Annotated in this window: 26 protein-coding genes; 14 read left to right on the forward strand and 12 right to left on the reverse strand. The window is 66.4% G+C overall.

Features of this window, described 5'->3' with window-relative positions:
* Window positions 1-29 precede the first annotated feature (29 nt).
* The gene (locus V9L20_RS26030; RefSeq protein ID WP_337298758.1) at window positions 30-707 is read right to left on the reverse strand and encodes a response regulator; all 678 of its coding nucleotides are present in this window, start codon (window positions 705-707) and stop codon (window positions 30-32) included.
* A gap of 162 nt (window positions 708-869) precedes the next feature.
* On the opposite strand from V9L20_RS26030, the gene V9L20_RS26035 reads away from it, so the two are divergent.
* From V9L20_RS26035 to V9L20_RS26050, 4 genes are all read left to right on the forward strand, one after another.
* Entirely contained in the window at window positions 870-1,247 is a 378-nt protein-coding gene (locus V9L20_RS26035) for a hypothetical protein (RefSeq protein WP_337298759.1), read from the forward strand.
* A 95-nt stretch (window positions 1,248-1,342) separates the two neighbouring features.
* Window positions 1,343-2,671, forward strand: coding sequence for a TolC family protein (locus tag V9L20_RS26040; protein ID WP_337298760.1), 1,329 nt, complete (start codon window positions 1,343-1,345; stop codon window positions 2,669-2,671).
* 15 nt (window positions 2,672-2,686) lie between these two features.
* Entirely contained in the window at window positions 2,687-4,027 is a 1,341-nt protein-coding gene (locus V9L20_RS26045; protein WP_337298761.1) for an efflux RND transporter periplasmic adaptor subunit, read from the forward strand.
* A gap of 9 nt (window positions 4,028-4,036) precedes the next feature.
* The gene (locus V9L20_RS26050) at window positions 4,037-7,216 is read left to right on the forward strand and encodes an efflux RND transporter permease subunit (protein WP_337298762.1); all 3,180 of its coding nucleotides are present in this window, start codon (window positions 4,037-4,039) and stop codon (window positions 7,214-7,216) included.
* Here V9L20_RS26050 and mog read toward each other — a convergent pair.
* The gene (gene mog, locus V9L20_RS26055; protein WP_337298763.1) at window positions 7,206-7,790 is read right to left on the reverse strand and encodes a molybdopterin adenylyltransferase; all 585 of its coding nucleotides are present in this window, start codon (window positions 7,788-7,790) and stop codon (window positions 7,206-7,208) included. The two genes, V9L20_RS26050 and mog, sit on opposite strands and share 11 nt — an antisense overlap.
* Before the next feature lie 121 nt (window positions 7,791-7,911).
* Window positions 7,912-8,568 (reverse strand): ribosome biogenesis factor YjgA, encoded by a 657-nt coding sequence (gene yjgA, locus V9L20_RS26060; RefSeq protein WP_258508052.1) that lies wholly within the window; start codon window positions 8,566-8,568, stop codon window positions 7,912-7,914.
* A 103-nt stretch (window positions 8,569-8,671) separates the two neighbouring features.
* On the opposite strand from yjgA, the gene pmbA reads away from it, so the two are divergent.
* A complete protein-coding gene (gene pmbA, locus V9L20_RS26065) occupies window positions 8,672-10,042 on the forward strand; it encodes a metalloprotease PmbA (RefSeq protein ID WP_337298764.1) in 1,371 nt (456 codons plus the stop codon).
* A 13-nt stretch (window positions 10,043-10,055) separates the two neighbouring features.
* Here the strand turns inward: pmbA and V9L20_RS26070 are convergent, their stop codons facing one another.
* Entirely contained in the window at window positions 10,056-10,847 is a 792-nt protein-coding gene (locus tag V9L20_RS26070) for a fumarylacetoacetate hydrolase family protein (RefSeq protein ID WP_258501347.1), read from the reverse strand.
* A 205-nt stretch (window positions 10,848-11,052) separates the two neighbouring features.
* Here V9L20_RS26070 and V9L20_RS26075 point away from each other — a divergent pair, with 205 nt between their 5' ends.
* The 8 genes from V9L20_RS26075 (at window position 11,053) to V9L20_RS26110 (ending at window position 18,847) form a co-directional block, all read left to right on the forward strand.
* The gene (locus V9L20_RS26075) at window positions 11,053-11,976 is read left to right on the forward strand and encodes a helix-turn-helix transcriptional regulator (protein WP_337298774.1); all 924 of its coding nucleotides are present in this window, start codon (window positions 11,053-11,055) and stop codon (window positions 11,974-11,976) included.
* On the forward strand, window positions 11,973-12,923 hold the full coding sequence (locus tag V9L20_RS26080; RefSeq protein WP_337298765.1) for an AraC family transcriptional regulator: 951 nt from the start codon (window positions 11,973-11,975) through the stop codon (window positions 12,921-12,923). Before V9L20_RS26075 ends, V9L20_RS26080 begins: the two co-directional genes overlap by 4 nt.
* Before the next feature lie 13 nt (window positions 12,924-12,936).
* The gene (locus V9L20_RS26085) at window positions 12,937-13,467 is read left to right on the forward strand and encodes a nucleoside 2-deoxyribosyltransferase (protein ID WP_258508051.1); all 531 of its coding nucleotides are present in this window, start codon (window positions 12,937-12,939) and stop codon (window positions 13,465-13,467) included.
* Window positions 13,468-13,642: 175 nt separating this feature from the next.
* The gene (locus V9L20_RS26090) at window positions 13,643-14,920 is read left to right on the forward strand and encodes an ABC transporter substrate-binding protein (protein WP_337298766.1); all 1,278 of its coding nucleotides are present in this window, start codon (window positions 13,643-13,645) and stop codon (window positions 14,918-14,920) included.
* Complete coding sequence (locus V9L20_RS26095) at window positions 14,917-15,795, forward strand: carbohydrate ABC transporter permease (RefSeq protein ID WP_157614781.1); 879 nt, start codon at window positions 14,917-14,919, stop codon at window positions 15,793-15,795. Before V9L20_RS26090 ends, V9L20_RS26095 begins: the two co-directional genes overlap by 4 nt.
* Window positions 15,777-16,628: a carbohydrate ABC transporter permease gene (locus V9L20_RS26100; protein ID WP_337298767.1), complete on the forward strand. Its 852-nt coding sequence runs from the start codon at window positions 15,777-15,779 to the stop codon at window positions 16,626-16,628. Before V9L20_RS26095 ends, V9L20_RS26100 begins: the two co-directional genes overlap by 19 nt.
* A 32-nt stretch (window positions 16,629-16,660) precedes the next feature.
* On the forward strand, window positions 16,661-17,764 hold the full coding sequence (locus tag V9L20_RS26105; RefSeq protein WP_337298768.1) for an ABC transporter ATP-binding protein: 1,104 nt from the start codon (window positions 16,661-16,663) through the stop codon (window positions 17,762-17,764).
* A gap of 33 nt (window positions 17,765-17,797) precedes the next feature.
* Entirely contained in the window at window positions 17,798-18,847 is a 1,050-nt protein-coding gene (locus V9L20_RS26110) for an NAD(P)-dependent alcohol dehydrogenase (protein WP_258508045.1), read from the forward strand.
* Between the two features lie 45 nt (window positions 18,848-18,892).
* Here V9L20_RS26110 and V9L20_RS26115 read toward each other — a convergent pair whose 3' ends face one another.
* Complete coding sequence (locus tag V9L20_RS26115) at window positions 18,893-19,798, reverse strand: LysR family transcriptional regulator (RefSeq protein WP_258508043.1); 906 nt, start codon at window positions 19,796-19,798, stop codon at window positions 18,893-18,895.
* 102 nt (window positions 19,799-19,900) lie between these two features.
* Between V9L20_RS26115 and V9L20_RS26120 the strand changes: the two genes are divergently transcribed.
* Complete coding sequence (locus tag V9L20_RS26120) at window positions 19,901-20,656, forward strand: sulfite exporter TauE/SafE family protein (RefSeq protein ID WP_337298769.1); 756 nt, start codon at window positions 19,901-19,903, stop codon at window positions 20,654-20,656.
* Window positions 20,657-20,691: 35 nt separating this feature from the next.
* On the opposite strand, the gene V9L20_RS26125 is transcribed toward V9L20_RS26120, so the two are convergent.
* The 7 genes from V9L20_RS26125 to V9L20_RS26155 form a co-directional block, all read right to left on the reverse strand.
* On the reverse strand, window positions 20,692-21,159 hold the full coding sequence (locus V9L20_RS26125) for an NUDIX domain-containing protein (RefSeq protein ID WP_258508040.1): 468 nt from the start codon (window positions 21,157-21,159) through the stop codon (window positions 20,692-20,694).
* Complete coding sequence (locus V9L20_RS26130) at window positions 21,159-21,608, reverse strand: GatB/YqeY domain-containing protein (protein ID WP_157614774.1); 450 nt, start codon at window positions 21,606-21,608, stop codon at window positions 21,159-21,161. Before V9L20_RS26130 ends, V9L20_RS26125 begins: the two co-directional genes overlap by 1 nt.
* 123 nt (window positions 21,609-21,731) lie before the next feature.
* Window positions 21,732-21,944, reverse strand: coding sequence for a 30S ribosomal protein S21 (gene rpsU, locus V9L20_RS26135; RefSeq protein ID WP_007833691.1), 213 nt, complete (start codon window positions 21,942-21,944; stop codon window positions 21,732-21,734).
* A gap of 109 nt (window positions 21,945-22,053) precedes the next feature.
* Entirely contained in the window at window positions 22,054-23,286 is a 1,233-nt protein-coding gene (locus tag V9L20_RS26140; protein ID WP_337298770.1) for an NAD(P)/FAD-dependent oxidoreductase, read from the reverse strand.
* 17 nt (window positions 23,287-23,303) lie between these two features.
* Complete coding sequence (locus V9L20_RS26145; protein ID WP_258508026.1) at window positions 23,304-24,083, reverse strand: YaeF family permuted papain-like enzyme; 780 nt, start codon at window positions 24,081-24,083, stop codon at window positions 23,304-23,306.
* The gene (locus V9L20_RS26150; RefSeq protein WP_337298772.1) at window positions 24,080-25,210 is read right to left on the reverse strand and encodes a sterol desaturase family protein; all 1,131 of its coding nucleotides are present in this window, start codon (window positions 25,208-25,210) and stop codon (window positions 24,080-24,082) included. The genes V9L20_RS26145 and V9L20_RS26150 overlap by 4 nt, the downstream gene beginning before the upstream one ends.
* 107 nt (window positions 25,211-25,317) lie before the next feature.
* A complete protein-coding gene (locus V9L20_RS26155; protein ID WP_258508017.1) occupies window positions 25,318-26,208 on the reverse strand; it encodes an ABC transporter permease in 891 nt (296 codons plus the stop codon).
* Between the last annotated feature and the right edge of the window lie 87 nt (window positions 26,209-26,295).

Consider the following 26,295-nt stretch of genomic DNA (forward strand, 5'->3'; position numbering starts at 1 on the left):
CAACAGCGGGTACGGCCCAGCATGCGTGTTCAAGGCCAGGAACGGTCTTCGAGCACGTAGCCGCTGCCGCGCACCGTGTGCAGCAGCTTCAGGTCGAAAGGGTCGTCGATCTTGGCGCGCAGCCTGCGAATGGCGACTTCGAGCACATTGGTGTCGCTGTCGAGCGTGCTGTCCCACACCTCTTCGGCGAGCGTGCTGCGCAAGACGATCTGCCCCCTGTTGCGCAGCAGCACCGCCAGCAGCGCGGACTCCTTTGCCGTGAGTTCGATGCGCCGGTGGTTGCGAACGCACTTGCCGCTTGCAAGGTCGAGTTCCAGGTCGGCCAGCCGGAAGGTGGTCGGCTCGTTCGGCTTGCCGCGTTGAACCAGGGTGCGTACGCGCGCCAGCAGCTCCGGCAAGGCGAAGGGCTTCACCAGGTAATCGTCTGCGCCCTGCCGCAGGCCGTTCACCCGGTCTTCGACCTTGTCCCGCGCCGTGAGCACCAGCACGGGCACGGTGCTGGTCCGCCGCAGGGCGCGCAGCAGCGCAAAGCCGTCGGCACCGGGAAGCACTGCGTCGAGAAGGATCAACGCGTAGTCGTGCTGCGCGGAAAGGTAGCGGCCCTTGGCGCCATCGCGCGCAATGTCGACTGCGTACCCGTTTTCCTCCAGGCCCTTCTTCAGCTCATCGCCGAGCTGGGGCTCGCCCTCAATGACCAGAATTCGCATCGACGGATGTTAGTTGGGGGGTGGGTGGAAGGCGGGTGCGAACCTGTCGTTTCGAACGACGGACTGGGCGCCGGCCCCGTGTCATACATTGCGCCGCGGGCCTGCGACTCGAAGGGGCAATGCAGGAGCCGTGCCACGTGCCGCCGATATACTTTTGGAACCATGCGCCGCTGGCTCCAGATCTTCTTGCTGTTCCTGCTGCCGTTCCAGTTCAGCTGGGCGGCATCTGCGGCGTATTGCCAGCACGAGCGCGATGTGCAGCCCCGCCATTGGGGCCACCATGAGCACCCGTCCGAGGCGGGCAGCCACGGCGCTACCCGTGCCGACGACACGCAGAAGAGCCCGGGCACGCAACCGAATGCCGTGCTGGGAGACTGCGCGGCCTGCCACCTGGGCCATGCGCAGCATCTGCCGTCAGCGGCAGAGCAGGGGCAAGGCCTGCCTGCGCTCGCGCGGGCATTGCGTGTCATGCGAGCGGAGCACTTTGTCTCGCATATCTCCGAAGTGCCTGTGCGCCCTGCAAGACCTCTCGCCGCTTGATTCGGCGAGAGAACAACCCTTACCCCTGATACCCCGCATCAGCTGAGCTCTCGCCGAATTCCCTCGCCCGTTGTTTTGCAACCCAGGAGAATTCGATGCGTACGCTCTTCGTGCCGCTGGCCGTCATGGCCTTGGCGGTGTCCCCGGCATTTTCACAAACCGATGCCGGTTCCAATCCTTCGCCGCTGCTGCGGCAGGCTGCAGCAAGAACAGCGGAGCCCGCGGGCCCGCTGGACCTGCGCAGCGCCATCGCGCTCGCACAGCGGGCCAACCCCGGGCTTTCGTCCGCCGCGCGTGAGCAGGAGGCCAGCGATGCCGCCGTGCTGCAGGCGGGGGCATGGCCCAACCCCGTGCTCGAGGCGCAGGTGGAAGACCTGCGCCGGGGCAACCGCACCACCACGCTGCTGCTGAGCCAGCCCGTCGAGCTGGGCGGCAAGCGCGCGGCCCGCGTGACGGCGGCCGAACGTGCGCGCGACCAGGCCGCATCGGCGTTGCTTGCGCGGCGTTCGGAGCTGCGTGCATCGACCATCACGCTGTTCTTCGACGTGCTGGCCGCGCAGGAGCGCGTGCGGCTGATGCAGGATTCGTTGGGCCTTGCACAAGCGGCCACCCGCGCAGCCGCCAACCGCGTGGCAGCAGGCAAGGTTCCGCCGCTCGAAGAGACGCGCTCGCGCGTGGCCGAGGCCGGCATCCGGGTCGAACTGCAGCAGGCCGAAGGCGCATTGCGCTCGGCGCGCCGTCAGCTCGCCGCACTGTGGGGCAACCCCGATCCGCGCTTCACGCAGGCGCAGGGTGCGGTCGATCGGCTGCCACCGCTTGCACTGGCGCAGGACGTGGAGAGGCGGCTTGCCGCGGCGCCCATGTTGCGCCAGGCACGGCTCGAGGTCGAGCGGCGCCAGGCGCTTTCGCAACTGGAGCAGGCGCGGCGCGTGCCCGACGTCACCGTGTCGCTCGGCGCCAAGCGTGTGCCGGCCGACGAAGGCATGGGCAGCAGCAACGGCCGCAACCAGGTGGTGGTGGGCGTGTCGGTACCGCTGCCAATCTTCGACACCAACCGCGGCAACGTGGCCGAGGCGTTGAGCCGCGAAGAGAAGGCGCGGGACGACCTTGCCGCGGCCGAGCTGCAGCTGGGTGCCGATGTGGCGCAAGCCGCCGAGCGCCTGCGTTCGGCGCGCGCCGCCGCCGAGACGCTGCAGCGCGATGCACTGCCCGGCGCCGAGGCCGCCTACAAGGCTGCCGCCAAGGGCTTCGAGCTCGGCAAGTTCAGCTTTCTCGAAGCGCTCGATGCGCAACGCACGCACTTCCAGGTGCGCAACCAGTACCTGATGGCCGTGGCCGACGCGCATCGCGCGGCCAGCGAGCTCGACCGGCTGCTGGGCACCGAAGCCGACGAAACCCCGCGTACGGCGGATGCCGCACGCTGACAAGGAAACCACATCATGAATACGGAAGAAAGAAAAACCCCCGCGGGGCGCATCGGCAAGAAGCAATGGATGGCGATCGTGGCCGTGCTGGTCGCCGGCATCGCCGCGGGCGCGCTGATCTTGCGCACCGCGCCGGCCAAGCCTGAAGGCTCGGGGCATTCGGAAGCGGCCGAGCATGCCGAGGGCGAGCACCATGAGGAAGAAGGCAAGGGAGAAGAGAAGGGCCATGACCATGACCACGGGCATGGCCACGCCTCCGGCGAGGCCGGCAAGGACGAGAAGAAGGGTGAGCACCCAGAAGGGCACAACGAAGAGCGCAAGGAGCAGGAAGGAAAGATCGCCTTCACCGACGAGCAGATCAAGGCCGCGGGCGTGGCTGTGGAGAGCGCCGGCCCCGCGCGCATCAAGTCGTTGCTGCAACTGCCGGGCGAGATCAAGTTCAACGACGACCGAACCGCCCATGTGGTGCCGCGCGTGGGCGGCGTGGTCGAAAGCGTATCGGCCAACCTTGGGCAGGAGGTGAAGCGCGGCCAGGTGCTGGCGGTGCTCTCCAGCCCGGCGCTGTCGGAGCAGCGCAGCGAGCTGCAGACGGCGCAGCGCCGGCTCGAGCTGGCCCGCACCACCTACCAGCGCGAGAAGAAGCTGTGGGAAGAAAAGATTTCTGCCCAGCAGGACTACCTGCAGGCGGGGCAGGCCATGCAGGAGGCGCAGATTGCCGTGGCCAACGCCAACCAGAAGCTGCTGGCGCTGGGCGCCACGCCGGCCTCGTCGGCCCTCGGCCGCTACGAGCTGCGCGCGCCGTTCGACGGCATGGTGGTCGAAAAGCACATCTCGCTCGGCGAAGCGGTGAAGGAAGACGCCAGCGTGTTCACCATTTCCGATCTTTCGACCGTGTGGGCCGAGATCAGCGTGGCCGCCAACTACCTGAACCTGGTGCGCATCGGCGAGCCGGCGACCATCCGCTCGAGCGCCTTCGAGCAGGCGGTCAGCGGCACGGTGTCGTACGTGGGCTCGCTCATCGGCGCGCAAACGCGCACGGCCACCGCGCGCGTCACCTTGACCAACCCGCAGCGAATGTGGCGGCCGGGGCTGTTCGTGAACGTGGAACTGGTTTCGTCCGAAGCGAACGCCCCAGTGGCGGTGTCGGCCGAAGCCGTGCAAACGGTGGAAGACAAACCGACCGTGTTCCTGCGAGTGCCAGGCGGCTTTGTGCCGCAGCATGTGCAGACCGGCCGCAGCGACGGCCAGCGCATCGAGATCGTGGGTGGCCTTGCGCCCGGCGCAGCCCATGCGGGCAGCGGCAGCTTCGTCGTCAAGTCGCAGCAGGGCAAGAGCTCTGCCACGCACACCCACTGAGGACGCCGCATGTTCGAACGAGTCATCCGGTTTTCCATCGAACAGCGCTGGCTGGTGTTGCTGGCCGTGCTCGGCATGGCCGCGCTCGGCATCTTCAGCTACCAGAAGCTGCCCATCGACGCGGTGCCCGACATCACCAACGTGCAGGTGCAGATCAACACCGCCGCGCCGGGCTATTCGCCGCTGGAGGCGGAGCAGCGCGTGACCTACCCCATCGAGACGGTGATGGCCGGCCTGCCCGGCCTGCAGCAGACGCGCTCGCTTTCGCGCTACGGCCTTTCGCAGGTGACGGTGATCTTCGATGACGGTACCGACATCTACTTTGCGCGGCAGTTGGTGAACGAGCGCATCCAGTCGGCGCGCGAGAGCATGCCGGCCGGCATCTCGCCGGTGATCGGGCCCATTTCGACCGGCCTCGGCGAGATCTATCTCTGGACGGTGGAGGCAGACGAGGGCGCAAAGAAGGCCGACGGCACGCCCTACACGCCGACCGACCTGCGCGAGATCCAGGACTGGATCATCAAGCCGCAACTGCGCAACGTGAAGGGCGTGACAGAGATCAACTCCATCGGCGGCTACGCCAAGGAGTTTCAGGTTGCGCCCGATCCGGCCAAGCTGCTGGCGCACGGCCTCACCATGACCGACCTGGTCACCGCGCTGGAGCGCAACAACGCCAACGTGGGTGCGGGCTACATCGAGAAGCGCGGCGAGCAGTACCTCATCCGCGCGCCCGGACAGGTCAAGTCGGCCGAAGACATCGGCAACGTCATCCTGGGCAACGCCAACGGTATTCCGCTGCGCGTGCAGGACGTGGCCGAGGTCGGCATCGGCCAGGAGCTGCGCACCGGCGCGGCCACCGACAACGGCCGCGAGGTGGTGCTAGGCACGGTGTTCATGCTCATCGGCGAGAACAGCCGCACCGTCTCGCAGGCGGTCGACAAGAAAATGCAGGAGATCAACCGTACCTTGCCCGCCGGGGTGAAGGCGGTCACGGTGTACGACCGCACCGTGCTGATCGACAAGGCCATTGCCACGGTGAAGAAGAACCTCTTCGAAGGCGCGGTGCTGGTCATCGCGGTGCTGTTTCTCTTTCTCGGCAACATCCGCGCGGCGCTCATCACGGCGCTGGTCATTCCGCTGTCGATGCTGTTCACCTTCACCGGCATGGTGAACCAGAAGGTCAGCGCCAACCTCATGAGCCTGGGCGCGCTGGACTTCGGCATCATCATCGACGGGGCGGTGGTGATCGTGGAGAACTGCGTGCGGCGCCTCGCGCATGCGCAAGCAAAGCTCGGGCGGCCGCTCACGCGCAGCGAGCGCTTCCATGAAGTGTTCGCGGCCTCTCAGGAGGCGCGCCGACCGCTGCTGTTCGGCCAGCTGATCATCATGATCGTGTACCTGCCGATCTTTGCGCTCACGGGCGTGGAGGGCAAGCTGTTCCACCCGATGGCTTTCACCGTGGTGATTGCACTGCTGGGCGCGATGATCCTGTCGATCACCTTCATTCCCGCAGCCGTGGCGCTCTTCATCGGCAACAGGGTGAGCGAGAAGGAAAACCGCCTGATGCAGTGGGCCAGGCGCGGCTACGAGCCGCTGCTGGCGCGCGTGATGACGGCCAAGCCGCTGGTCATCACCATGGCTTGTGTCGCGGTGGTGCTTTCGGGCCTGCTGGCCACGCGGCTGGGCACGGAGTTTGTGCCGAGCCTGGGCGAGGGCGACTTTGCGGTGCAGGCGCTGCGTATACCGGGCACCAGCCTCACGCAGTCGGTCGAAATGCAAAAGCAGATCGAACGCACGCTGAAAGAAAAGTTTCCGGAGATCGAGCGCGTGTTCGCGCGCACCGGCACGGCCGAGATTGCGTCGGACCCCATGCCGCCGAACATCTCCGACGGCTACATCATGCTGAAGCCCGAGAGCGAGTGGCCGGCGCCTCAAGGTGCATCTCGCCGCACTCGCGCCGAGCTGCTGGCCGCAGTGCAGGAAGAGGTTGAAAAGCTGCCGGGCAACAACTACGAGTTCTCGCAGCCGATCCAGTTGCGCTTCAACGAACTGATCTCGGGTGTGCGCAGCGACGTGGCCGTAAAGATCTTCGGAGACGACATGGCGGTGCTGGACAAGACGGCGGCCGAGGTGTCGGAAACGTTGAGCAAGATCTCAGGTGCCGCAGAAGTGAAGGTCGAGCAGACCACCGGCCTGCCGATGCTCACCGTGAACATCGAACGCGACAAGACCGCGCGCTACGGCCTCAACGTGGGCGACCTGCAGGACGCGATTTCCATTGCGGTGGGCGGCCGCGAGGCGGGCACGCTGTTCGAGGGCGACCGGCGCTTCGACATCCTCGTGCGCCTGCCCGAGAACCTGCGCACCGACCTGGAGGCGATCAAGCGCTTGCCGATCGCACTGCCCAGGGGCGCTGGCGCCGAGGTTCAGCAGCGCACCAGCTTCATCCCGCTGGGCGAAGTGGCCACGCTGGAGCTTGCGCCGGGCCCGAACCAGGTCAGCCGCGAAGACGGCAAGCGACGCATCATGGTGAGCGCCAACGTGCGCGGCCGCGACCTCGGGTCCTTCGTGGCCGAGGCCGAAGAAGCCATGCGCAAGGTGAGCATTCCGCCGGGCTACTGGACCGCATGGGGCGGCCAATACGAAAACCTGGCCTCGGCCACCGAGCGGTTGCAGGTGGTGGTGCCGGTGTCGCTGCTGCTGGTGTTCACGCTGCTGTTCGCGATGTTCGGCAACCTGAAGGACGGCCTGCTGGTGTTCACCGGCATTCCGTTCGCACTCACGGGCGGCATCGTGGCGCTGTGGCTGCGCGGCATTCCGCTGTCGATCTCGGCGGCGGTGGGCTTTATCGCGCTCTCAGGCGTGGCGGTGCTCAACGGGCTGGTGATGATCTCGTTCATCCGCAACCTGCGCGAAGGCGGGTTGCCGCTCGATGCGGCAATTCGCGAAGGTGCGCTCACGCGGTTGCGGCCGGTGCTGATGACAGCCCTGGTCGCTTCGCTGGGCTTCGTGCCAATGGCCATCGCCACGGGCACCGGCGCCGAGGTGCAGCGGCCGCTGGCGACGGTGGTGATCGGCGGCATCCTGTCATCAACGGCGCTCACGCTGTTGGTGCTACCGTTGCTCTATCGCATGGCGCACCGGCGCGACGAGGAAGACGGGCGCGAAGCCCGGCTTCTCAGTTCCTGATCGCCGACTTGGGTCTGAAGGCCTTGCAGACCGAATCGTCGGTCTCGAGGTACGGGCCGCCAATCAGGTCTATGCAGTACGGCACCGCTGCGAAGATGCCCGGCACGACCTGCTTGCCGTCGGCATCCTTCAGTCCTTCGAGCGTTTCCGCAATCGACTTTGGCTGCCCCGGCAGGTTGATGATCAGGCTCTTGTCGCGGATCACCGCCACCTGGCGCGACAGGATGGCGGTGGGCACGAAGCGAAGGCTGATCTGCCGCATCTGCTCGCCGAAGCCGGGCATTTCCTTGTGTGCCACGGCCAGCGTGGCTTCGGGCGTGACGTCGCGAAGGGCCGGGCCGGTGCCACCGGTGGTCAGCACCAGCGAGCAGCCGGCGTCCACCAGCTCGATCAGCGTGGCGCTGATGAGAGCGGCTTCGTCGGGAATGAGCCGGGATTCGAAATCGATCGGGTTCTTCAGCGCGCGGCCTAGCCATTCCTTCAGCGAAGGCAAGCCCTTGTCTTCGTAAGTGCCGCTGGAGGCGCGGTCGCTGATGGAGACGATGCCGATGCGGATGGAGTCAGGTGTGCTCATGGTGTTGCTGCTTCCCCTTCCGGGGGAAGGTTGGGATGGGGGCAGCCAGGGTGCCCGATGGATGCGCCGCTTGCCCCCACCCCGGCCCTCCCCCGGGAGGGGAGGGAGAAAGGCAAGTGGCTCATGCGTCCTCTTCCCGGTCCTGCGCGGCGGCCGCCGCAGCGTGGTCCGCCCCACCATGCACCGCCAGCTGCGCACGCACCAGCTGGAAGATCTCGCGATAAGCCTTGCCCTGTCGCGGCGCTTCGCCCGGCGGGCCGGCCTTCAGGTCCTTGCGGGCCTGGCGCACCAGGGCGCGCAGCTGCTGCGAATCGGTGCCGGGGTGGGTTTCGATCCAGCCGCCCAGCGCGTCGTCGTCGGCAATCAGCCGGTCGCGCCAGCGTTCGGCCTCGTGCAGGGCGGCGGCTTCGGCCGCGGGCACGGTGTTTTGCTCGGCCAGAGCCTGCTTCACGGCCTCCAGCACTTCGGGTTCGAGCTTGCGCATCAGCTTGCCGATGAACTGCATCTGGCGGCGCTTGCCCTCGAAATTGGTGATGCGCTTGGCCTCGGCCACGGCGTCGATCAGCTTTTCGTCCAGCGGCAGCGCGTCGAACAGGCCGGCGCGCAGGCCGAGAAGTTCGGTGCCCAGCTTTTGCAGTTCGTCGCTTTCGCGCTTCAGGTCGGTGCGGCTGGCTTCGTCGGTTCCCTTGAGCTCGCGCTTGAGCTCCAGGTCGAGCTCGCTGCCTTCGGCAACGAACTGGCCACGGACGAAATAGCCTTTTTTGGGTTTGCGGGACATGGGGTGGATTCTGGGCCGCCCCGTGCGGCGTTGCAACGCGTGCAATGCAGAGGGCGAGCCGGGGGAAACGGAAAATAGGGGGCGCAAGTATCATAGCCACCACATGACGACATCTTCCTCGCGCGCCGATTCCGGCTTCGCCTACAGCCGCTCCTTCTTCGAAAACCTGGTCGACACGGCCCTGGCCCACGCCAAAAAGCTCGGTGCAACCGATGCCGGCGCCGAGGCCTCCGAGGGCTGCGGCCTCAGTGTCTCGGTCCGCAAGGGCGAGCTTGAGAACGTGGAGCGCAACCGCGACAAGTCGCTGGGCATCACGGTCTACCTGGGCCATCGCCGCGGCAACGCCAGCACCTCCGACTTTTCGGAGGCGGCCATTGCCCAGACCGTGCAAGCGGCCTACGACATTGCCCGCTTCACGGCCGAAGACCCGGTGAGCGGCCTTCCCGACGAGGAAGACATTGCCAAGGACCACCCCGAACTCGACCTGTTCCATCCCTGGGACGTGACGAGCGAGCAGGCCGCCAGGCTGGCGCTCGAATGCGAAGAGGCGGCGCTTTCGACCGACAAGCGCATTACCAACAGCGAAGGCGCGGGCGTTTCGGCCCAGCAGAGCCACTTCTTCAGCGCCCACACGCACGGTTTTCGCGGCGGCTACGCCAGCTCGCGGCATTCGATTTCGGTTGCGCCCATCGCCGGCAAGGGCGACGACATGCAGCGCGACTCCTGGTACAGCTCCATGCGCTCGGCCGACGAGCTGGCCAGCCCGCAAGCCGTGGGCCGTTACGCCGCCGAGCGGGCGCTGAGCCGGCTGAAGTCGCGCAAGATCAAGACCACCGAATGCCCGGTGCTGTTCGAGTCGCCGCTGGCCGTGGGCCTGTTGGGCGGGCTGGTGCAGGCCGTGAGCGGCGGAGCGCTCTACCGCAAGAGCACCTTCCTGCTCGATTCGCTCGGCAAACCGGTGCTGCCCAAGCACGTGGACGTGGCCGAAGACCCGCACATCCCGCGCGGCAAGGGCAGCTCGCCGTTCGACGACGAAGGCGTGAAAACCCGCGCGCGCAAGGTGGTGGATGCCGGCCGGCTCGAAGGCTACTTCCTGTCGACCTATTCGGCGCGCAAGCTCGGCATGAAGACCACCGGCAATGCCGGCGGCTCGCACAACCTCACGCTGAGCTCCCGCCTCACCAGGGCCGGCGACGACCTGGACGCCATGCTCGCCAAGCTGGGCACGGGCCTCTTCGTGATCGAGCTGATGGGGCAGGGCGTGAACTACGTGACCGGCGACTATTCGCGCGGTGCCAGCGGCTTCTGGGTCGAGAAAGGGCGCATCGCCTTTCCGGTGCAGGAGATCACCATCGCCGGCAACCTGAAGGACATGCTGATGGGCATCGAGGCCATTGGCGCCGATGCCTACACCTTCGGCGCCAAGACCACGGGCTCGGTGCTGGTCAACCGCATGAAGGTGGCCGGCAGCTGAGCCGGCCAATTCCTCAGACGATCCGGACCGAAAGGTTCGGCAGCCCGTCGATGTGGATCTCGATCACGTCGCCGCGCACCACCGGGCCCACGTTTTCCGGCGTGCCCGAATAGATGATGTCGCCGGGCATCAGCTCGAACGCCTGCGACAGGCGGCTGATCTGCTCCGCCACCGACCAGATCATGTGCTTGAGCGTGGCGTTCTGCTTGGTCTGGCCGTTCACCTTGAGCCAGATCGACCCGTCGGTGTAGTGCCCGACCTTCGCCACCGGATGAATCGGGCCGATGGGCGCCGAATGGTCGAAGCTCTTGCCGATTTCCCAGGGCTTTTTCTGGTCGCCCATTTCGCGCTGCAGGTCGCGGCGGGTCATGTCCAGGCCGAGCGAATAGCCGTAGACCAGCCCCAGCGCATCCGCGGGCGCGATGTTGCGGCCACCCTTGGCAAGGGCCACGACCAGTTCCACCTCGTAGTGATAGTTCTTGGTGAGCGTCGGGTACGGATGGTCGGCCACGGTGCCGGGCATCACGACCTGGATCGCATCCGCCGGCTTCTGGAAGAAGAAGGGCGGCTCGCGAGTGGGGTCGGAGCCCATTTCGCGCGCGTGGGCCGCATAGTTGCGGCCGATGCAGTAGATGCGCCGCACCGGAAACGCCTGCTCGCTGCCGACGATCGGAACCGTGGTCTGCGCAACCGTGAAGGGCGTTTGCGGCGCCCGCGATGCGCCGGCCGGCAGGGCGCAACCGGCAACTGCGCCGGCCGCCATGGCGGCAGAGCCGGCCAGCAGGCCGCGTCGTGAACTGGACATGATTTTTGTCTCCTGAATCTTTTGTTGGGCGATGAAAACCGGCCGGGGTCAGCCGGGCCATTCTGGAGCGCGCTGGCGCAGCGCTACCGCACGCATCTACGCAAAAACAGGACGCAAGCAACACCCGCCGCCGCTCGGCAGGCCCGGGGCAAAGGCTTACCATCGCGCCATGTCGGCCCTTCAATCCAGCCTTCGCCTCTACGGCATGCAGGAGCGCGCGAACCATCTCGACTTCGACATCCGCTTCGAAGGCGCGCGGGACGTGCTGGCGCGGCCGCACCGGCACGAGTATTTCCAGATCCAGGTCAGCATCCATGGCGGCTCGCAGCAGGTGGTGGGCGGGGCGGTGCGCCCGTTCACTGCCGGGCACCTGAGCTTTGTGCTGCCCTACCGCGTGCACGTGGTGCCGCACCCCCCCGGCGCCCGCTATGCCATCGTGAACTTCGACCAGGGGTTTCTCTGGCCCGAACTGCCGGTCGAGGCGCTCGACCTCGAAGAGGTGCCCGTGTCGCGCCAGCCCGAGCTCGCGCCCTTTCTGTTCCAGGAGTACATGGACTTTCATTTCGGCGACGCCGATTTCGCGCGCATCCTCGGCTGGCTCGAAGAGCTTGCCGTGCTGAACCGCGAGCGGCGCTTCGGCAGCGTGGGCGCGATCCGCGGCATTCTGCTGCAGCTGATGGGCCTGGCCTGCAGCCGGCACGAGGCGCAGCTGCTCGCGCAGGCCGCGCTGCAGAGCGGCCGCTGCTCGGGCGGCGATGCGCTGCAGCGCGTGATGCGCTATGTGCGCGAGCACCTGGGCGAAGAGATGTCGCTCAACGATGCCGCCGCGGCCGCCATGCTGTCGCCCAACTACCTTGCGCACCTGCTCAAGAAGCAGACCCACCGCACCTTCACCGAACTGGTGACCGAACGCCGCCTGGAGCGCGCGAAGGAACTGCTGCTGACGTCGAACGCGCGCATTGCCGACATCGCGCGGCAGTGCGGCTTTGGCGATGCGGTTTACTTCAGCCGCCGGTTCAGGTTGCGCAACGGCGTGACGCCGCGGCAGTTTCGCAGCCGGGCCGATGCCGGGCTTGGCAAGGCGACAGGGCCTGACAGGCAAGCAAGCCACCCCCGAGAGAAGCCATGAGCAGACACCACACCGCGCGAAAGCCGGAACTCGAACATGAACTGATGCGCGATCCGCGGCTCGGATTCGAGCCGGCGGGCGGGAGCTCCGTGCGCTGCCTGCAGCACGGCGTGCCCTGGCCGTTCGACTGCTGGCACTACCACGACGAGTACGAACTGCAGATCATCAACCGCAGCAGCGGCGATGCCTATGTCGGCAACCACATCGGACGCTTCGAGCCCGGCTACGTTGCGCTTGTGGGCGGGCGCCTGCCGCACACCTGGATCTCGGACGGCGTGCCGCCCGAGGGCATTGCCGATCGCAGCATGGTCATTCATTTTCGCGACGAACCGCTGCGCAAGGGCGTGGGCTTGTTCCCCGAGCTGGAGGCGGTGCTGCCGATGCTCGACCGCGCGAAGCTCGGCGTCGAGTTCTTCGGTATCGGCGAGCGCGTGCGGGAGCGCTTTGCGCGTGTTCAGGCGCAGGAGGGCCTGGCCCGGCTGTCGGAGTTCATCGGCCTGCTGCACGAGCTCGCCAACTGGGAAGACTATCGCCAGATTTCGAGTGCCGCAGGCCCGCTGGGCGAAGACCCGAGCGCCAACTCGCGCATGCGCCGCGTGCTCGACTACCTCGACCAGCACCTCACCGAAGACCTCTCGCTGCCGGCGGTGTGCGCGGTGGCCAACATGGCCGAAAGCAGCTTCTCGCGCTACTTTCACAAGCACATGGGCAGTACGTTCACCGACTTCGTCACCCGTCTGCGCATTTCGAAAGCCTGCGAGATGCTGCAAGTTTCCGACCGGCTGGTGAGCGACATCTGCTATGAGGTGGGCTTTTCGAACCTCGCCAATTTCAACCGGCGTTTTCTTCAGCTCAAGGGCATGACACCCTCGGCTTACCGGCACCAGGCGCAAGACCGGTTCGGACTTCGCACGGCGCAGAACACGCCGGTTGCTGCCGCGGCTTGAAAATGCCCAGTCCATGAAAGAAGACCCTCAACCCCCGTCACGCCCGCGCATCTACCTGGCGGGGCCCGACGTCTTTCGCCCCGACGCGCGGGACCACTTCGTGCGGCTTGCGGCGGCCTGCGAGGCGCTGGGGCTTGCGGCCCTGCTGCCGGCCGACGGCAACGAGGAGCTGAGCGCCGAAGCTCCCGAAAAGCGCATCTACGAGGCCAACATGCTGCGCCTTCGCGGTGCCGACGGTGTGGTGGCCAATCTGGCGTGCTTTCGTGGACTGGAGCCCGATTCGGGCACGGTGTTCGAGGTTGGCGCCGCGGTGGCGCTCGGCATTCCGGTCGTGGCCTATGGCGTTCCGGAAGGCAGCTATGCGGACCGCGCCAGGTCCGCCTTGCCATGCGCGGTCGATCCGGCCGGCGTGCTGCGCGAAAACGGCAGCGGCATTGCGGTCGAGGACTTCGGACAGCCGCTGAACCTCATGCTGGCCTGCTCGATCCACATTGCGCCGACGCCCGAGGCGGCGTTGTCGAAGATGGCGGAACTGCTCGCCTGATACAACCCTGACCCCCGGCAAAACCCCGAGCCGGCTGGTCATAAAAATATCAGTCAACCGGTCTGCGTGTACGCGGCGCCGGGCATCGGCTGCATACGCTTCGTCCCTCCTGCTTCTGCCGTCCACGCGCCGGCAAGTTGCCGGCAATCCACAACAAGCCACTAGGAGACGAACGATGTCGACTCGAACCACACGCCGCATCACGGCCGGCACCATGCTGCTGGCAGCGCTGGCCACCTGGGGCCAAGCGCAGGCCCAGGTCTGCAAGGAAGACGTGCGCGTGCTGTCGCAGCCCCGCGACGGCCTGACCCTGCTCGAAAAGTACAAGGACGAGTTCAAGAGCCTGAGCGGCGCCTCCTTCAGCATCGACAACCTCAACGAGAACGACCGTCGCACCAAGACGCGCGCCGACGCATCCACTGTCGGAAAGTACAACGTGTACTACGTCGACGAGGCCAATGTGCCGCTGTTCGCGCAGTCGAAATGGATTGCGCCGCTAGCGAAGTACTACCCGGCCGACTACGACTACGCGGACTTCGACCCCGGCCGGCAGAAGGTGGCCACCTTCGGCGGCGAGGCCTGGTTCGCGCCGCTCACCGGCGGCGGCGACCTGCTGGTGTACCGCAAGGACCTGCTCGAAAAGGCCGGCATCAAGCCACCGGCCACGCTGGAGGAATTTGTCGCCGCCGCGAAGAAGCTCAACGACCCCGCCAACGGGATCTACGGCGTGGCCTTGCGCGGCCAGCGCGGCTCGGGCGCCAACGTATGGCGCTGGATGCCGTTCTTCCGCGGCAACGGCGGCCAGTGGTTCGACGGCGACAAGCCGGTGTTCAACTCGCCTGCAGCGGTGAAGGCCACGCAGACTTATCTCGAACTGTTCAAGTATTCGGCGCCGGGCACGAAGACCGGTGGATGGGACGAGTCCACGGGCGCATTCCTGGCCGGCAAGGTGGCGATGCTGATCGAATCGACACCGCTGGCGGGCAACGCGCTCGACCCGAAGATGTCTACCGTGATCGGCAAAGTGGCCTACCTGCCGCCGCCTTCGCCGCTGACCGGCGGCGGCTACGGCCACGGGCTGGCCATCGGCACCAAGGCCAACAAGACGGAAGAGGCGAAGAAGTGCGCGGGCCTGTTCATCGCCTGGGCCACCTCCAAGAAGAACGAGCAGCGTCGCCTTGCCGAAGGCCAGTTCGGCGAACTGAACCGCACCAGCGTGCTCGGCAGCCCCGAGTTCGCCAAGCGCTACGGCGCCGACCTGGGCAAGGCGCTGGCGGACACCGGCAAGCTCACAGCGGTGAACTTCTGGCAAGACCCGGCCTGGCCCGACCTGGGCGACCGCTGGGGAATCATTCTCGAAGAGCTGATCACCGGCTCGCGCAGCGACATCAAGGGCGGGCTGGACGAACTCGACGCCTACGCCAGGCAGCTGATCGCGCGACGCAAGAAGTGAAGAAGACAAGGCGCAACAAGACCAGGCTCCCGGCCGTCTTCATCGGGCCGGGGCTGCTGGTGCTGGCGGTTCTGGCGCTGGTGCCCACGCTGTTTGCCATCGTCATCTCGCTGCAGGACCGTGAGCTGGGGCAGGCCGATTCGAGCTGGGTGTGGTTGTCGAACTATGTCCAGCTGTTTTCGGACCGGCGCTTCCTGAACTCGGTGGGTGTGTCGCTGACGTGGGAAGTGCTGACCGTCAGCGCCACCATGGGCCTGGCCGTGCTGCTGGGCGTGCTGCTCTTCCAATGCGCGACACCGCGCTGGCGCAACGTGCTGTCGATGCTGTTCATCGTGCCGGTGCTGCTGCCGCGCGTGTCGGCCGCCTTCGTATGGAAATTTGCCTTCCATCCGTTGTTCGGCCTGTTGACCTGGCCGTACAAGGCGATTACCGGCGAGCCGCTGGACCTGCTTGCCAGCCCGGTGACGGCGCTGCTGACCGTGGCCTTCGTCGACGTGTGGCAGTGGGGGCTGTTCTTTGCCGTCATCGTGCTCAAGCTGCTCGAAACGCTGCCGCCGCAACCTTTCGAGGCCGCGCGCATGGACCATGCGAAGACGTGGGAGGTCTACGCCTACGTGGCGTTGCCGATGCTGAAGGCGCCGCTCATCAGCCTGGCCTTCGTGAAGATGGTCGAGTCGCTGCGCGCGTTCGACCTGATCTACGTGATGACGCGCGGCGGGCCCGGCATTTCCACAGAAACGCTGGACATGTACGCCTTTTCGCAGGGCTTCATCGAGTCGGGCCGCATTTCGTACGCCTCGAGCATGGCGGTGCTGATGATGGTCGCCTCGACCGTGGCATTCACCTACATCTGGAAATGGACGCGACCCTCGTGAACAAGAAGAAGCCGTTCTCCCTTGGCACGCTGCTCGCGCGCCTGGTGCTGGTGGGCGCGGGGCTCTCGGCGCTGGTGCCGGTGCTGTGGACGTTCATCAACTCGTTCAAGAACCGGGTGGACATCGTCTCGGCGGTGCCCAAGTTCGTCTTCACGCCGACACTCGAAAACTACCTCTACGTGCTTGGCCGCGATTCCGTGGCCAGCGGGTTGATCAACTCGCTGGTGGTGGTCGGCTCGGCTGTGGTCATTGGCGCGGTGCTGGGGCTGCCTGCCGCCTATGCGCTGGCGCGCTATCCGCTGCGCTGGGCCAACGACATCCAGTTCTTCGTCTTGTCGATGCGATTTCTGCCGCCGGTTGCCGTCGCCATTCCGCTGATGGTGATCTGGCTGCAACTGGAGCTCTACGACACCCGCATTGCGCTCATCGTGACCTACACGCTGCTCACGCTCTCCACCGTGATCTGGCTGGCGATTCCGGCTTTCAAGGCGGTGCCCAAAGAGGTGGAGGAGGCCGGCCGGGTCGACGGCTACGGGCCTTACGCCATCTTCTTTCGCGTGTCGCTGCCGATTGCCGCTCGCTCGCTGATCGGCGCCATCGCCTTCGGCTTTGTGCTGGTGTGGAACGAGTTTCTCATTGCGCTGATGCTCACCACCTCGGACGCCAAGACGCTGCCCATCGTCGCCTCGGAGCTCAGTCAACTGGGGCGCGACGTGCCCTGGGGCATTCTGAATGCCTCCGTCATCCTGCTGTCGCTGCCGCCGCTGTTGATGGTCGGGGTGCTCAGCGGCTTTCTCAACGCCGCGTTCAAGCGCAAAAGGGACGGCGCATGAGCCGGGCCGATCAACTTTCCGGAAGGCAGACCATGTCCGCGATCAGCTGCAACAACATCATCAAGCGTTACGGCGACACGCAGGTCGTGCACCAGTTCGACCTGGAAGTGTCGGACAACGAGTTCGTCGTGTTTCTCGGGCCTTCGGGCTGCGGCAAGTCGACCATCCTGCGCATGCTGGCGGGGCTGGAAGAAATCAGCGACGGCGACCTGCTGATCGGCGGCCGGCGCGTGAACGACCTGCCGCCGCAGGAGCGCGGCATTGCCATGGTGTTCCAGAACTACGCGCTTTATCCGCACATGACGGTGCGCGACAACATTGCCTTCGGCCTCAAGCGCCTGAAGGTGCCCAAGGCCGAGATCGACAGCCGCATAAAGGAGGTGTCCGACACGCTCGGGCTGGAGCGCTACCTGCAGCGCAAGCCGGCGGAACTTTCGGGCGGCCAGCAGCAACGCGTGGCGATTGCGCGCGCCATGATCAAGACGCCCAAGGTCTTCCTGTTCGACGAGCCGCTGTCCAACCTCGATGCCAAGCTGCGCAACCACATGCGCATCGAGATCGCCCGGCTGCACCAGGCACTGAAGACCACCACCGTGTACGTGACGCATGACCAGCACGAGGCGATGACGCTGGCCGACCGCATCGTGCTGCTGCGCGACGGAAGCATCGAGCAGGTGGGCTCGCCCAAGGAGATCTTCGAACGGCCGCGCTCGGCCTTCGTGGCCGGCTTCATCGGCACACCGCCGATGAACCTCGTGGAGATGTCGGTCAGGGACCTTGGCGGGCGCTGCGAGCTGAGCGGCCGGGGCGGCAGCGTGCAGGTGGACGCGCGCCGGTTCGCGCTCGAAGGGCGCGAGCGCGTGACCCTGGGCGTGCGCCCCGCGCACCTGCAGGTCGACACGAACGATGGGCGCAACGGCGGCTTCTCGGGCGAGGTGCAGCTCATCGAATATCTCGGCAACGAAGTGCTGGTGAGCTTTGGTGCGGACGGCAGCGAAATTTCCGCGCTGATGCCCTCGGCGCAAGGGCCGCGGCTGCGCGAGCGCGTCAGCTTCGTGCCCGACCCGCTGCAGATGCACCTGTTCGACGTTGAAACCGGCGCCTCGCTGCTGCGCGCCGACACGCCCTTGCACTGAAACCCTCAAGCACACCCTTAGCGAAAGATCGACATGAGAGCACTTGTTCTGGAAAAGGCGCACGAACTCACGCTGCGCGACGTCGAGGTTCCCCTGCACGTGGGGCCCCGCGACGTGAAGATCCGCATGCACACGGTGGGCGTTTGCGGCAGCGATGTTCACTACTACCAGCATGGCGGCATCGGCCCCTACACGGTCGACGAGCCGATGATCCTCGGCCACGAAGCTTCCGGCGTGGTGGCCGAAGTCGGGGCCGAGGTCACGCACCTGAAGCCCGGCGACCGGGTGTGCATGGAGCCCGGCATTCCGCAGATGGATTCGCGCGCGACGCGCGAAGGCATCTACAACCTCGATCCGGCCGTGCGCTTCTGGGCCACGCCGCCCATCCACGGTTGCCTCACGCCTTTCGTCGTGCATCCGGCCGCATTCACCTTTCGCCTGCCGGACAACGTGAGCTTTGGCGAAGGCGCGATCGTCGAGCCGCTGGCCATCGGCCTGCAGGCTGCTAAAAAGGCGGCGCTCAAGCCTGGCGACGTGGCGGTTGTCGTGGGTGCCGGCACCATCGGCGCCATGACGGCACTGGCCGCGCTCGCGGGCGGTGCGGCGCGCGTGATCCTTGCCGACCTGGTTGCTGAAAAGCTGGCGCTGTTTGCCGGCAATCCCGCGGTGACCACGGTCAACGTGCGTGACACCAACCTTGCGGAAACCGTGAAGACGCTCACCGACGGCTGGGGCGCCAATGTGGTGTTCGAAGCCAGCGGCAGCACGCGCGCCTTCGACGGCATCTTCGACCTGCTGTGCCCCGGCGGGTGCCTGGTGCTGGTGGGCATTCCGCCCGCCAAGGTGGCCTTCGACATCGTCGCGATCCAGGCGAAGGAAGTGCGCATCGAATCCGTTTTTCGCTACGCCAACATCTTTCCGCGCGCGCTCGCGCTGATCGCCTCGGGGCAGGTGAACGTGAAGCCGTTCATCTCGCGCACCTTCGCTTTCGAAGACGGCATCAAGGCCTTCGAAGAGGCGGCGGCTGGCAAGGCGACCGACGTGAAGATCCAGATCGAGTTTCCCGAGCCGGCAGCGGCCTGAGCCTGCGGCGGCCGCAACGGAGGCGCCAATGCGGTGGCGGCCCGGCTACTTCGCCGCAACCTTCTCCGGCGGCGTCAGCAAATGCTCCAGCATGCGGCGCGCGTTGAGCGGCAGGTCTTCCGACGAACGCACGCAGGCCATCAGCGTGCGCTCGGCCCATGCATCGCTCAAGCCGGCGCGCGCGATCTTCATCGAACGGGCGCAGCGCACGGCCGCGGTCTGCGGCACGATGCCCACGCCGATGCCGTGCTCGACCATGCCGCACACCGCTTCGAAGTTGCGCACGCGCACGCGGTAGGCCAGCTGCTTGCCCATGGCGCGGGCATGCTGCGTGACCAGCCGCTGCAGCGCGCTGTCCTCGGTCAGGCCGACGAATTCGCTGTCGGCCACCTCGGCCAGGTGTACGCGGCGCCGCCCGGCCAATGCATGCCCGCGCGGCATCACGAGCACGAGGTCGTCGCGGCGGAAGGGATGGCACTCGAGGCCCTCGGTGCTGACCGCGTCGGAGACGATGCCGATGTCGCACAGGCCCGCGCGCAGCGCCTCCACAGAATCGGGGCTCGGCCGCTCTTCCAGGTCGACCGAGATGCGCGGGTGCTGCGCGAGAAAGCGGCTCAACACCTCGGGCAGGTGTTCGTTCAGCGCCGAGGTGCCGCACATGAACCGCACGTGGCCCTTGAGGCCCTGGCCGTACTCGCCAAGCTCGCCGCGCATGCGCTCCATCTGCTGCAGCACGACGCGGGCATGGTGCAGCAGCGTGCGGCCCGCCTCGGTGGGGCGCACGCCCTGCGCGTGCCGTGTGAGCAGCGGGCTGCCGAGCGCGTCTTCCATGCCGCGTACGCGCTGGCTCGCCGAGGCGAGCGTCATGTGCGAGCGCTGCGCGCCGGCAGTGAGGCTGCCGGCCTCCACAACGTGAAGAAACAGCCGGAGGTCTGTGAGGTCGAATCGCATGATGAGCCCGCAAGGTAGCACGGGAGCCTCAGTCTGTGCCTGAGGCTGGCTGCGCCAAAGCCGCATTTGCAGGCGCGGGCCCGGCCGGCAGACTGGGCATCGATGGAAATATCGAACCAACTGGCCGGCCACTGGCTTGCCGCCGCCGCTGTGTTTCTGCTGGCCGGCACGGTCAAGGGGGTGATCGGGCTTGGCCTGCCGACGGTGGCGATGGCGCTGCTCGCACTCTGGATGCCGCCGGCCCAGGCGGCCGCGTTGCTGATCGTGCCGTCGCTGGTTACCAATATTTGGCAGACCGGGCCTCGCGCGACTTTCAAGCCGGTGCTGCGCCGCATCGGCGGCATGCAGGCCGGCATTGTGGCGGGCACGCTGGGCGGCGCACTGTGGCTTGGCGTGCCCGGGGGCGCATGGGCGTCGGTAGCGCTCGGGTTGGCACTGGTGGCCTATGCGCTGTGGGGGCTCACGGGCCGGCAACTGCATGTGCCGCCGGGGCGTGAGCGCTGGCTCGGCCCTGCCGTGGGTGCGGCGACGGGCCTGGTCACCGCGGTCACTGGCGTGTTCGCGATGCCGGCCGTGCCTTATATGCAAGCCTTGGGGTTCCAGCGCGATGCGCTCATCCAGGCAATGGGCATTTCATTCACCACGTCGACCGTGGTGCTCGCCATCGGGCTGGCGGGCAACGGGGGATATCCGGTGTCGGCGCTCGGCGGCTCCATCGCGATGTTGCTGCCGGCCATCGGCGGCATGGCGCTGGGCACGTGGCTGCGCAAGCGGTTGCCCGTGGCGGTGTTCCGGCGCTGCTTTCTGGCCGGGCTGGCGCTGCTGGGGTTCTATATGGTGGTGCGCGCGCTGGGGTGAGGCTCTTACCGCCCGGCGCCGCCGGCAGTGGAGCCTCAGGCTGCGAGCAAGGCTTCGCGAACGCGCTCGATGGCTTGCCGGTAGGGCAGGGTGAAGTTCTCGACGTCGTCGCCCTGCGCCAGCCAGCTGAACGAGAACACCAGGCCGTCTTCTTCCGGACTGCCCATGGCCACGTGGTCGAAGCTTTCGGGCAGCGGGGCTTCGGCGCGCATCAGGAACAGGTGCCAAAGCTGCGGATGGCGCAGCGTGTTGCCCTCGGTGCCGGCCTCGCAGTCGCGGTGCAGCGTACCGAGCGATTGCAGCTCGCCGACGTGGTCGATGCCCGATTCCTCGAGCAGTTCGCGGCGCACCGCCACCTCGGGCGATTCGCCGGGCTCGATGGTGCCCTTGGGCAACTGCATGTTCCCGTCGCCGGGATGGCGGAACACCAGCAGCCGGCCCCGTGCGTCGACGAGGCAGGCGCAGGCCTTCAGCACTGTGGTGGCGCAGCCGCCGTCGCTCATCAGGCGCCTGCGAGTGCAGCCTTGACCGCCGCGCTCACCTGGCCCATGTCGGCCTTGCCGGCGAGGCGCGTCTTGACCGCGCCCATCACCTTGCCCATGTCGCCGGGGCCCTTGGCGCCCAGTTCGGCCACGATGGCCTTCACCTCGGTGGCCACTTCGTCGGCGCTCATGCGCTGCGGCAGGTACACCTCGAGCACCTTGATCTCGGCCGATTCCTTGTCGGCCAGGTCGGCGCGGCCGCCGGTGGTGAAGGCGGCGATCGAGTCCTTGCGCTGCTTGACCATCTTGTCGACGATGGCAACGATCATTGCGTCGTCGAGCTCCACGCGCTCGTCCACTTCCTTCTGCTTCAGGGCAGCCATCAGCAGGCGGATGGTGCCAAGGCGCTCCGAGTCCTTGGCGCGCATCGCGGTCTTCATGTCTTCGGTGATCTGTTCCTTGAGGCTCATGCTCGGGGCTCCTGGTTCGGAAAAAACAAAAGCCGCGGCAGGTTTCCCTGGCGCGGCTGAGGCAGCAATCGGGTCGCTGGGCCGACTTGCGTCAAAGGCCGGCGACCCTGTTGCCAACGGGCATCAGTACAGCTTCTTGGGGAGCTGCATGCTGCGCACGCGCTTGTAGTGGCGCTTGACGGCAGCTGCCTTCTTGCGCTTGCGCTCGGCGGTCGGCTTTTCGTAGAACTCGCGGGCACGCAGGTCGGTCAGCAGGCCGAGCTTTTCGATGGTGCGCTTGAAGCGGCGCAGGGCGACGTCGAAAGGCTCGTTTTCTTTAACGCGGATGGTGGTCATTGATGAATCGTTGAACTGAATTTGGCTCGGGGAGATCGAGGCCCCAAGCCGGGGTTCCTCAACTGAAAATTTTTGCGGCCGTTGAGGGAAGGCCAAAGTTAGCCCGCGATTATAGCGCGGTTGCGCACGCATGTGCGCTCGCCCAGGCCCATTGAAAGTTGTATCCGCCCAACCAACCGGTCACATCGACCACTTCGCCGATGAAATAAAGGCCCGGCTGCTTGGATTCCATCGTTTGGGACGACAAATCGCGGGTGTCGACCCCGCCCGCGGTGACCTCGGCCTTCTTGTAGCCCTCGGTGCCGCTCGGGGTGATCTGCCAGCGGGCAATGCGCTCGGCCAGGGCGGCCAGGGCCTTGTCCGCGGCCTCGTTGACAGGGCGCTGCAGGGCCGGGTCTTGCCCCACCCAGGCGTCCGCCAGCCGTGTGGGCACCAGCGCGGCCAGTTCGTTGGCGATGCGCTTCTTCGAGCGGAGCTTGGCTTGACCCAGCGCTTCGGCCACGTTCACGCCCGGCGCAAAGTCGAGCGTCAGCGGGGTTCCGGGCTTCCAGTAGCTCGAAATCTGCAGCACGGCCGGGCCTGAGAGGCCGCGGTGCGTGAACAGCAGGTCTTCGAGGAAGGCCATCTTTTCTTTCTTGGCGCCGGTCTCGATGCGCACCGGCAGCGCCAGGCCGGCCAGTTCGGCATACGGCGCCCAGGCTTCGCCGCCGAAAGTCAGCGGCACCAGTGCCGGGCGGGGCGTGACCACGCGCAGGCCGAATTGCTCGGCCAGGCGGTAGCCGAAATCGCTGGCGCCGATCTGCGGAATCGAAAGGCCGCCGGTGGCCACTACCAGCTTGGGCGTTTCGATCAGGCCCTTGCTGCTATCTATTTGGTAGCTATCCGGCCCCGGCGTGCCGTCTTCATGCGCCGAAAACGTGATCTTTCCGAGCTTGCAGGGCTGCCAGCGCGTGACGTTGCCTGCATCGCATTCGGCCAGCAGCATGTCGACGATCTGCTGGGATGAGCCGTCGCAGAACAGCTGCCCTTTGTGCTTCTCGTGAAAGGCGATGCCGTGCTTCTGCACCAACTCGATGAACTGCTGAGGCGCATAGCGCGAGAGCGCCGAGCGGCAGAAATTCGGGTTGTCGCCGATGAAGTGGCGCTGCGGGGCGCGCACGTCGAGGTCGCGGTTGGTGAAGTTGGCGCGGCCGCCGCCCGAGATGCGGATCTTTTCGCCGACCTTCTCGCTGTGGTCGACCAGCAGCACCTTGAGCCCGCGCTGGCCCGCCAGCCCGGCGCAGAACAGCCCGGCCGCACCGGCGCCGACCACGACGACATCGAACTGGAAAGGAGCGCTCAAACCGGTAACGAGGGAATTCAGGGGCCATCGGCCGCAAGAAGCGGCGGCGCGTTGTACTTCAGGTGCCCCACGTACCGCAGCGGCTGCGTGGCGGCAATCGAGGGCACGTCGCCCTCGCGCATGTGCAGCAGGTCGGCCGGGCTTACCCAGCGCGGGTCGGCATCGGTGATCGGCATGCCCGCCTGGCGGTAGGCCTCGAGCACGAACTGCGAGCAGAAGAACTGGTCGTCGCGGCTCGCGCCCAGCTGCACCATGGCCATGCCGCTGATGCAATAGTGGCTCACGGCCGAAGGTATCAGCGGCAGCTCGCACAGGCGCCGGTTCAGCACGAAAGGCGCGTTCAGCAGCACGCCGGTGGTGTTGTAGCGGGTGCCGACCTGCGAGTTGGCCCAGGCGCGGAGCTTTTCGACCCCCGCGGCATCGAGCCCGGGCACGCGAAAGGCGACGACCATCTGTTCTTCGTCCACCACATCAGCCACCCGCCGTGCGCGCACGCCGGTGCCCACGGCTTCGGCAATCAGTCCGTCGCCCAGGTACAGCACCGCATGGCTCACCGGCGAGAAGGTGCCAAGGCGAATGCCGAAGGAATTGACCGTGGCGATCGAGGTCAGCAGGATGTCGCCGGGCTGCAGCGCATCGGCGGCGATGAGCTCGCCGCCGTTGCCGGGCGCAATGACCGAGCTTTGCACGCGCAGGCGCAACCCGGTGTCCTTGGAGGGCAGGTCCACTCGCGTGGCGCACGCAGTAAGCAGCAGCGCGGCGGTGGCCGCCGCCATGAGAAGGGCGGTACGCATCATCCCTTCCAGACGAACGGGAACTTCAGTTGCTTGAAGAAGCCGTTGGGCACGTAGTCGCCCAGCACGCCGTACTTTTCGGGCCAGAGCTTGGTGCTCTTCACCGCGGTGCCGAAGATGTAGTCGAGAAAGGCGTAGTGCGCCGAATAGTTCTTGTCGAGCGCCTCCACGTCCTGGCTGTGGTGCCAGTGGTGGAAGTTGGGCGTCACGATGATGTAGCGCAGCGGGCCGAGCCGAACGCTCACGTTGCAGTGGTTGAACACCGCCTGGAAGCCCACCACCACGATGTACGCGTCGATCACTTCCTTCGAAAAGCCGAACACGTAGATCGGCGCGAGCACCAGCGTGCGCGTGATCAGCAGTTCGAGAATGTGCTGGCGCGAGCCCGCCATCCAGTCCATGCTCTTCACGCTGTGGTGCACCGCATGAAGGCGCCAGAGCACCGGCACCTCGTGGTAGGCGCGGTGGGTCCAGTACTGCACCAGGTCGGCCACCAGGATGATCAGCAGCAGCCCGGCCCAGAAAGGCAGGTTGCCCACCCAGCCGCGAATGCCGTCATTGGCGGCCCAGCCGAAGAACTTGTGCACCATCAGGTTGGTGGCCAGCAGCACGAAGCCCACGATCATGTGGTTGACCACAAAGTGGTGAAAGTCGGTTTGCCACTCGGCGCGAAAAACCGGCTGGTCCTTGCGCAGCGCGAACAGCTTCTCGATGAAGATGAAGATCAGCGAGGAGCCCAGCAGGTCGAGAATGAACCAGTCGAGGCCGATGTAGGGCGTGTTGTCGGCAAAGTCGTTCACCGGCACCTTGTGCCCGCCCAGCAGCGCGGCCGCGGCCACCAGCAAGAATGCGGCCGAAGAGAGCCAGCGCGAGCGATTGAAGATGATGTTCACCAGCGCCAGCCCGCCCGAGATGACCATGGCCGCCAGCAGAATGAAGCGCATCACGTCGACGTTGTAGCTGCGGCGCAACTCCGGCGTTGTGAGGTACTGCGGAAAGTGGAATGCCAGCACACCCAGGAAACACAGGATGCCCAGGCTCAGGGCGATGGTTCCTGTCACCAGGCCGCGGCCGCGCTGCAGTTCGCCATGGTTCCGGGTGAATTCGTTGAGTTTGTCGATGTCGAGCATTCCCGCCTCTCTCATTGTTTGCGCTTTTGTTGGAGCGCGATTTTAGGCGGCCGTAGGAAAACGCCCACGTCCGCCAAAAGGTCTAGACGCGGCGCCGGTCTTCGGCGCTACCGCGGCCGAACGGCACGCCGGCGCAGCAGCGCAGCCGCGCCCAGGGCCACGGCCATCACCAGCAGGGACACGACGGTGGTCACCGTGCCCAGCGCATAGATCGACGGCGTGGTCACGGTCGAGGTGAGGCCCTGCAACTCGAGCGGCAGCGTGTTGACGTCGCCGATGGCCTGCGAAGTGCGGGCAATCTCGTCCCACGACAGGGTGAAGCCGAACATGCCGATGCCGACGATGGAAGGGCCGATGAGCGGCAACACCACGTGCCGGAAGGTCTGCCAGGGCGTGGCACCCAGATCGCGCGCGGCTTCTTCGTAGGCGGGGTTGAAGCGGTTGAACACCGCGAACATGATGAGCAGCCCGAAGGGCAGGGTCCAGGTCAGATGGGCCCCGAGCGCTGAACTGAACAGGCCGAGCGCGGTGCCGTAGCCTTCGAGCAGGGTGGTGGCGTCCATGGCCTCGAGCAGGCTCTTCACGCCGGTGTCGATGAGCCGGAACTGCAGGCCGATGCCGAGCGAAATGATGATGGACGGCATGATGAGGCTCGCGACCGTCACGAAGAACAGGGCGTTGCTGCCCGCGAGCTTCTTGCGGAATGCGAGGCCGGCCAGCACCGAGAGCACCACGGTGAACGCCATCACCACAGCGCCCAGCGCGAGCGAGCGCCTGAATGCGGCGCCGATATCGACAGTGCCCAGGCCTTCTGCCAGTTTGTAGAACCAGTGCAGCGAGACGCCGCGCAGCGGAAAGGTGAGGCCGCCTTCGGGGCCCTGGAAGCTCAGGATGAAGATCGTGATCATCGGGCCGTAGAGGAACAGCACGAAGAGGGCGAACACGATTGCGAGGGGCCAGAAGCCTGGGCTGCGTTGTTCTCCTATGCGTTGGGTCATTTGTGTTTTTCCTTCAGGGCGTGTGCAAAGGCCACCGGGTACTCCCCTCCGCGAATGTCCCCCGGGGCTGCGCCCCTCCTCCTTTAT

The sequence above is a fragment of the Variovorax sp. CCNWLW225 genome (assembly GCF_037204045.1).
Classification (GTDB): domain Bacteria; phylum Pseudomonadota; class Gammaproteobacteria; order Burkholderiales; family Burkholderiaceae_C; genus Variovorax.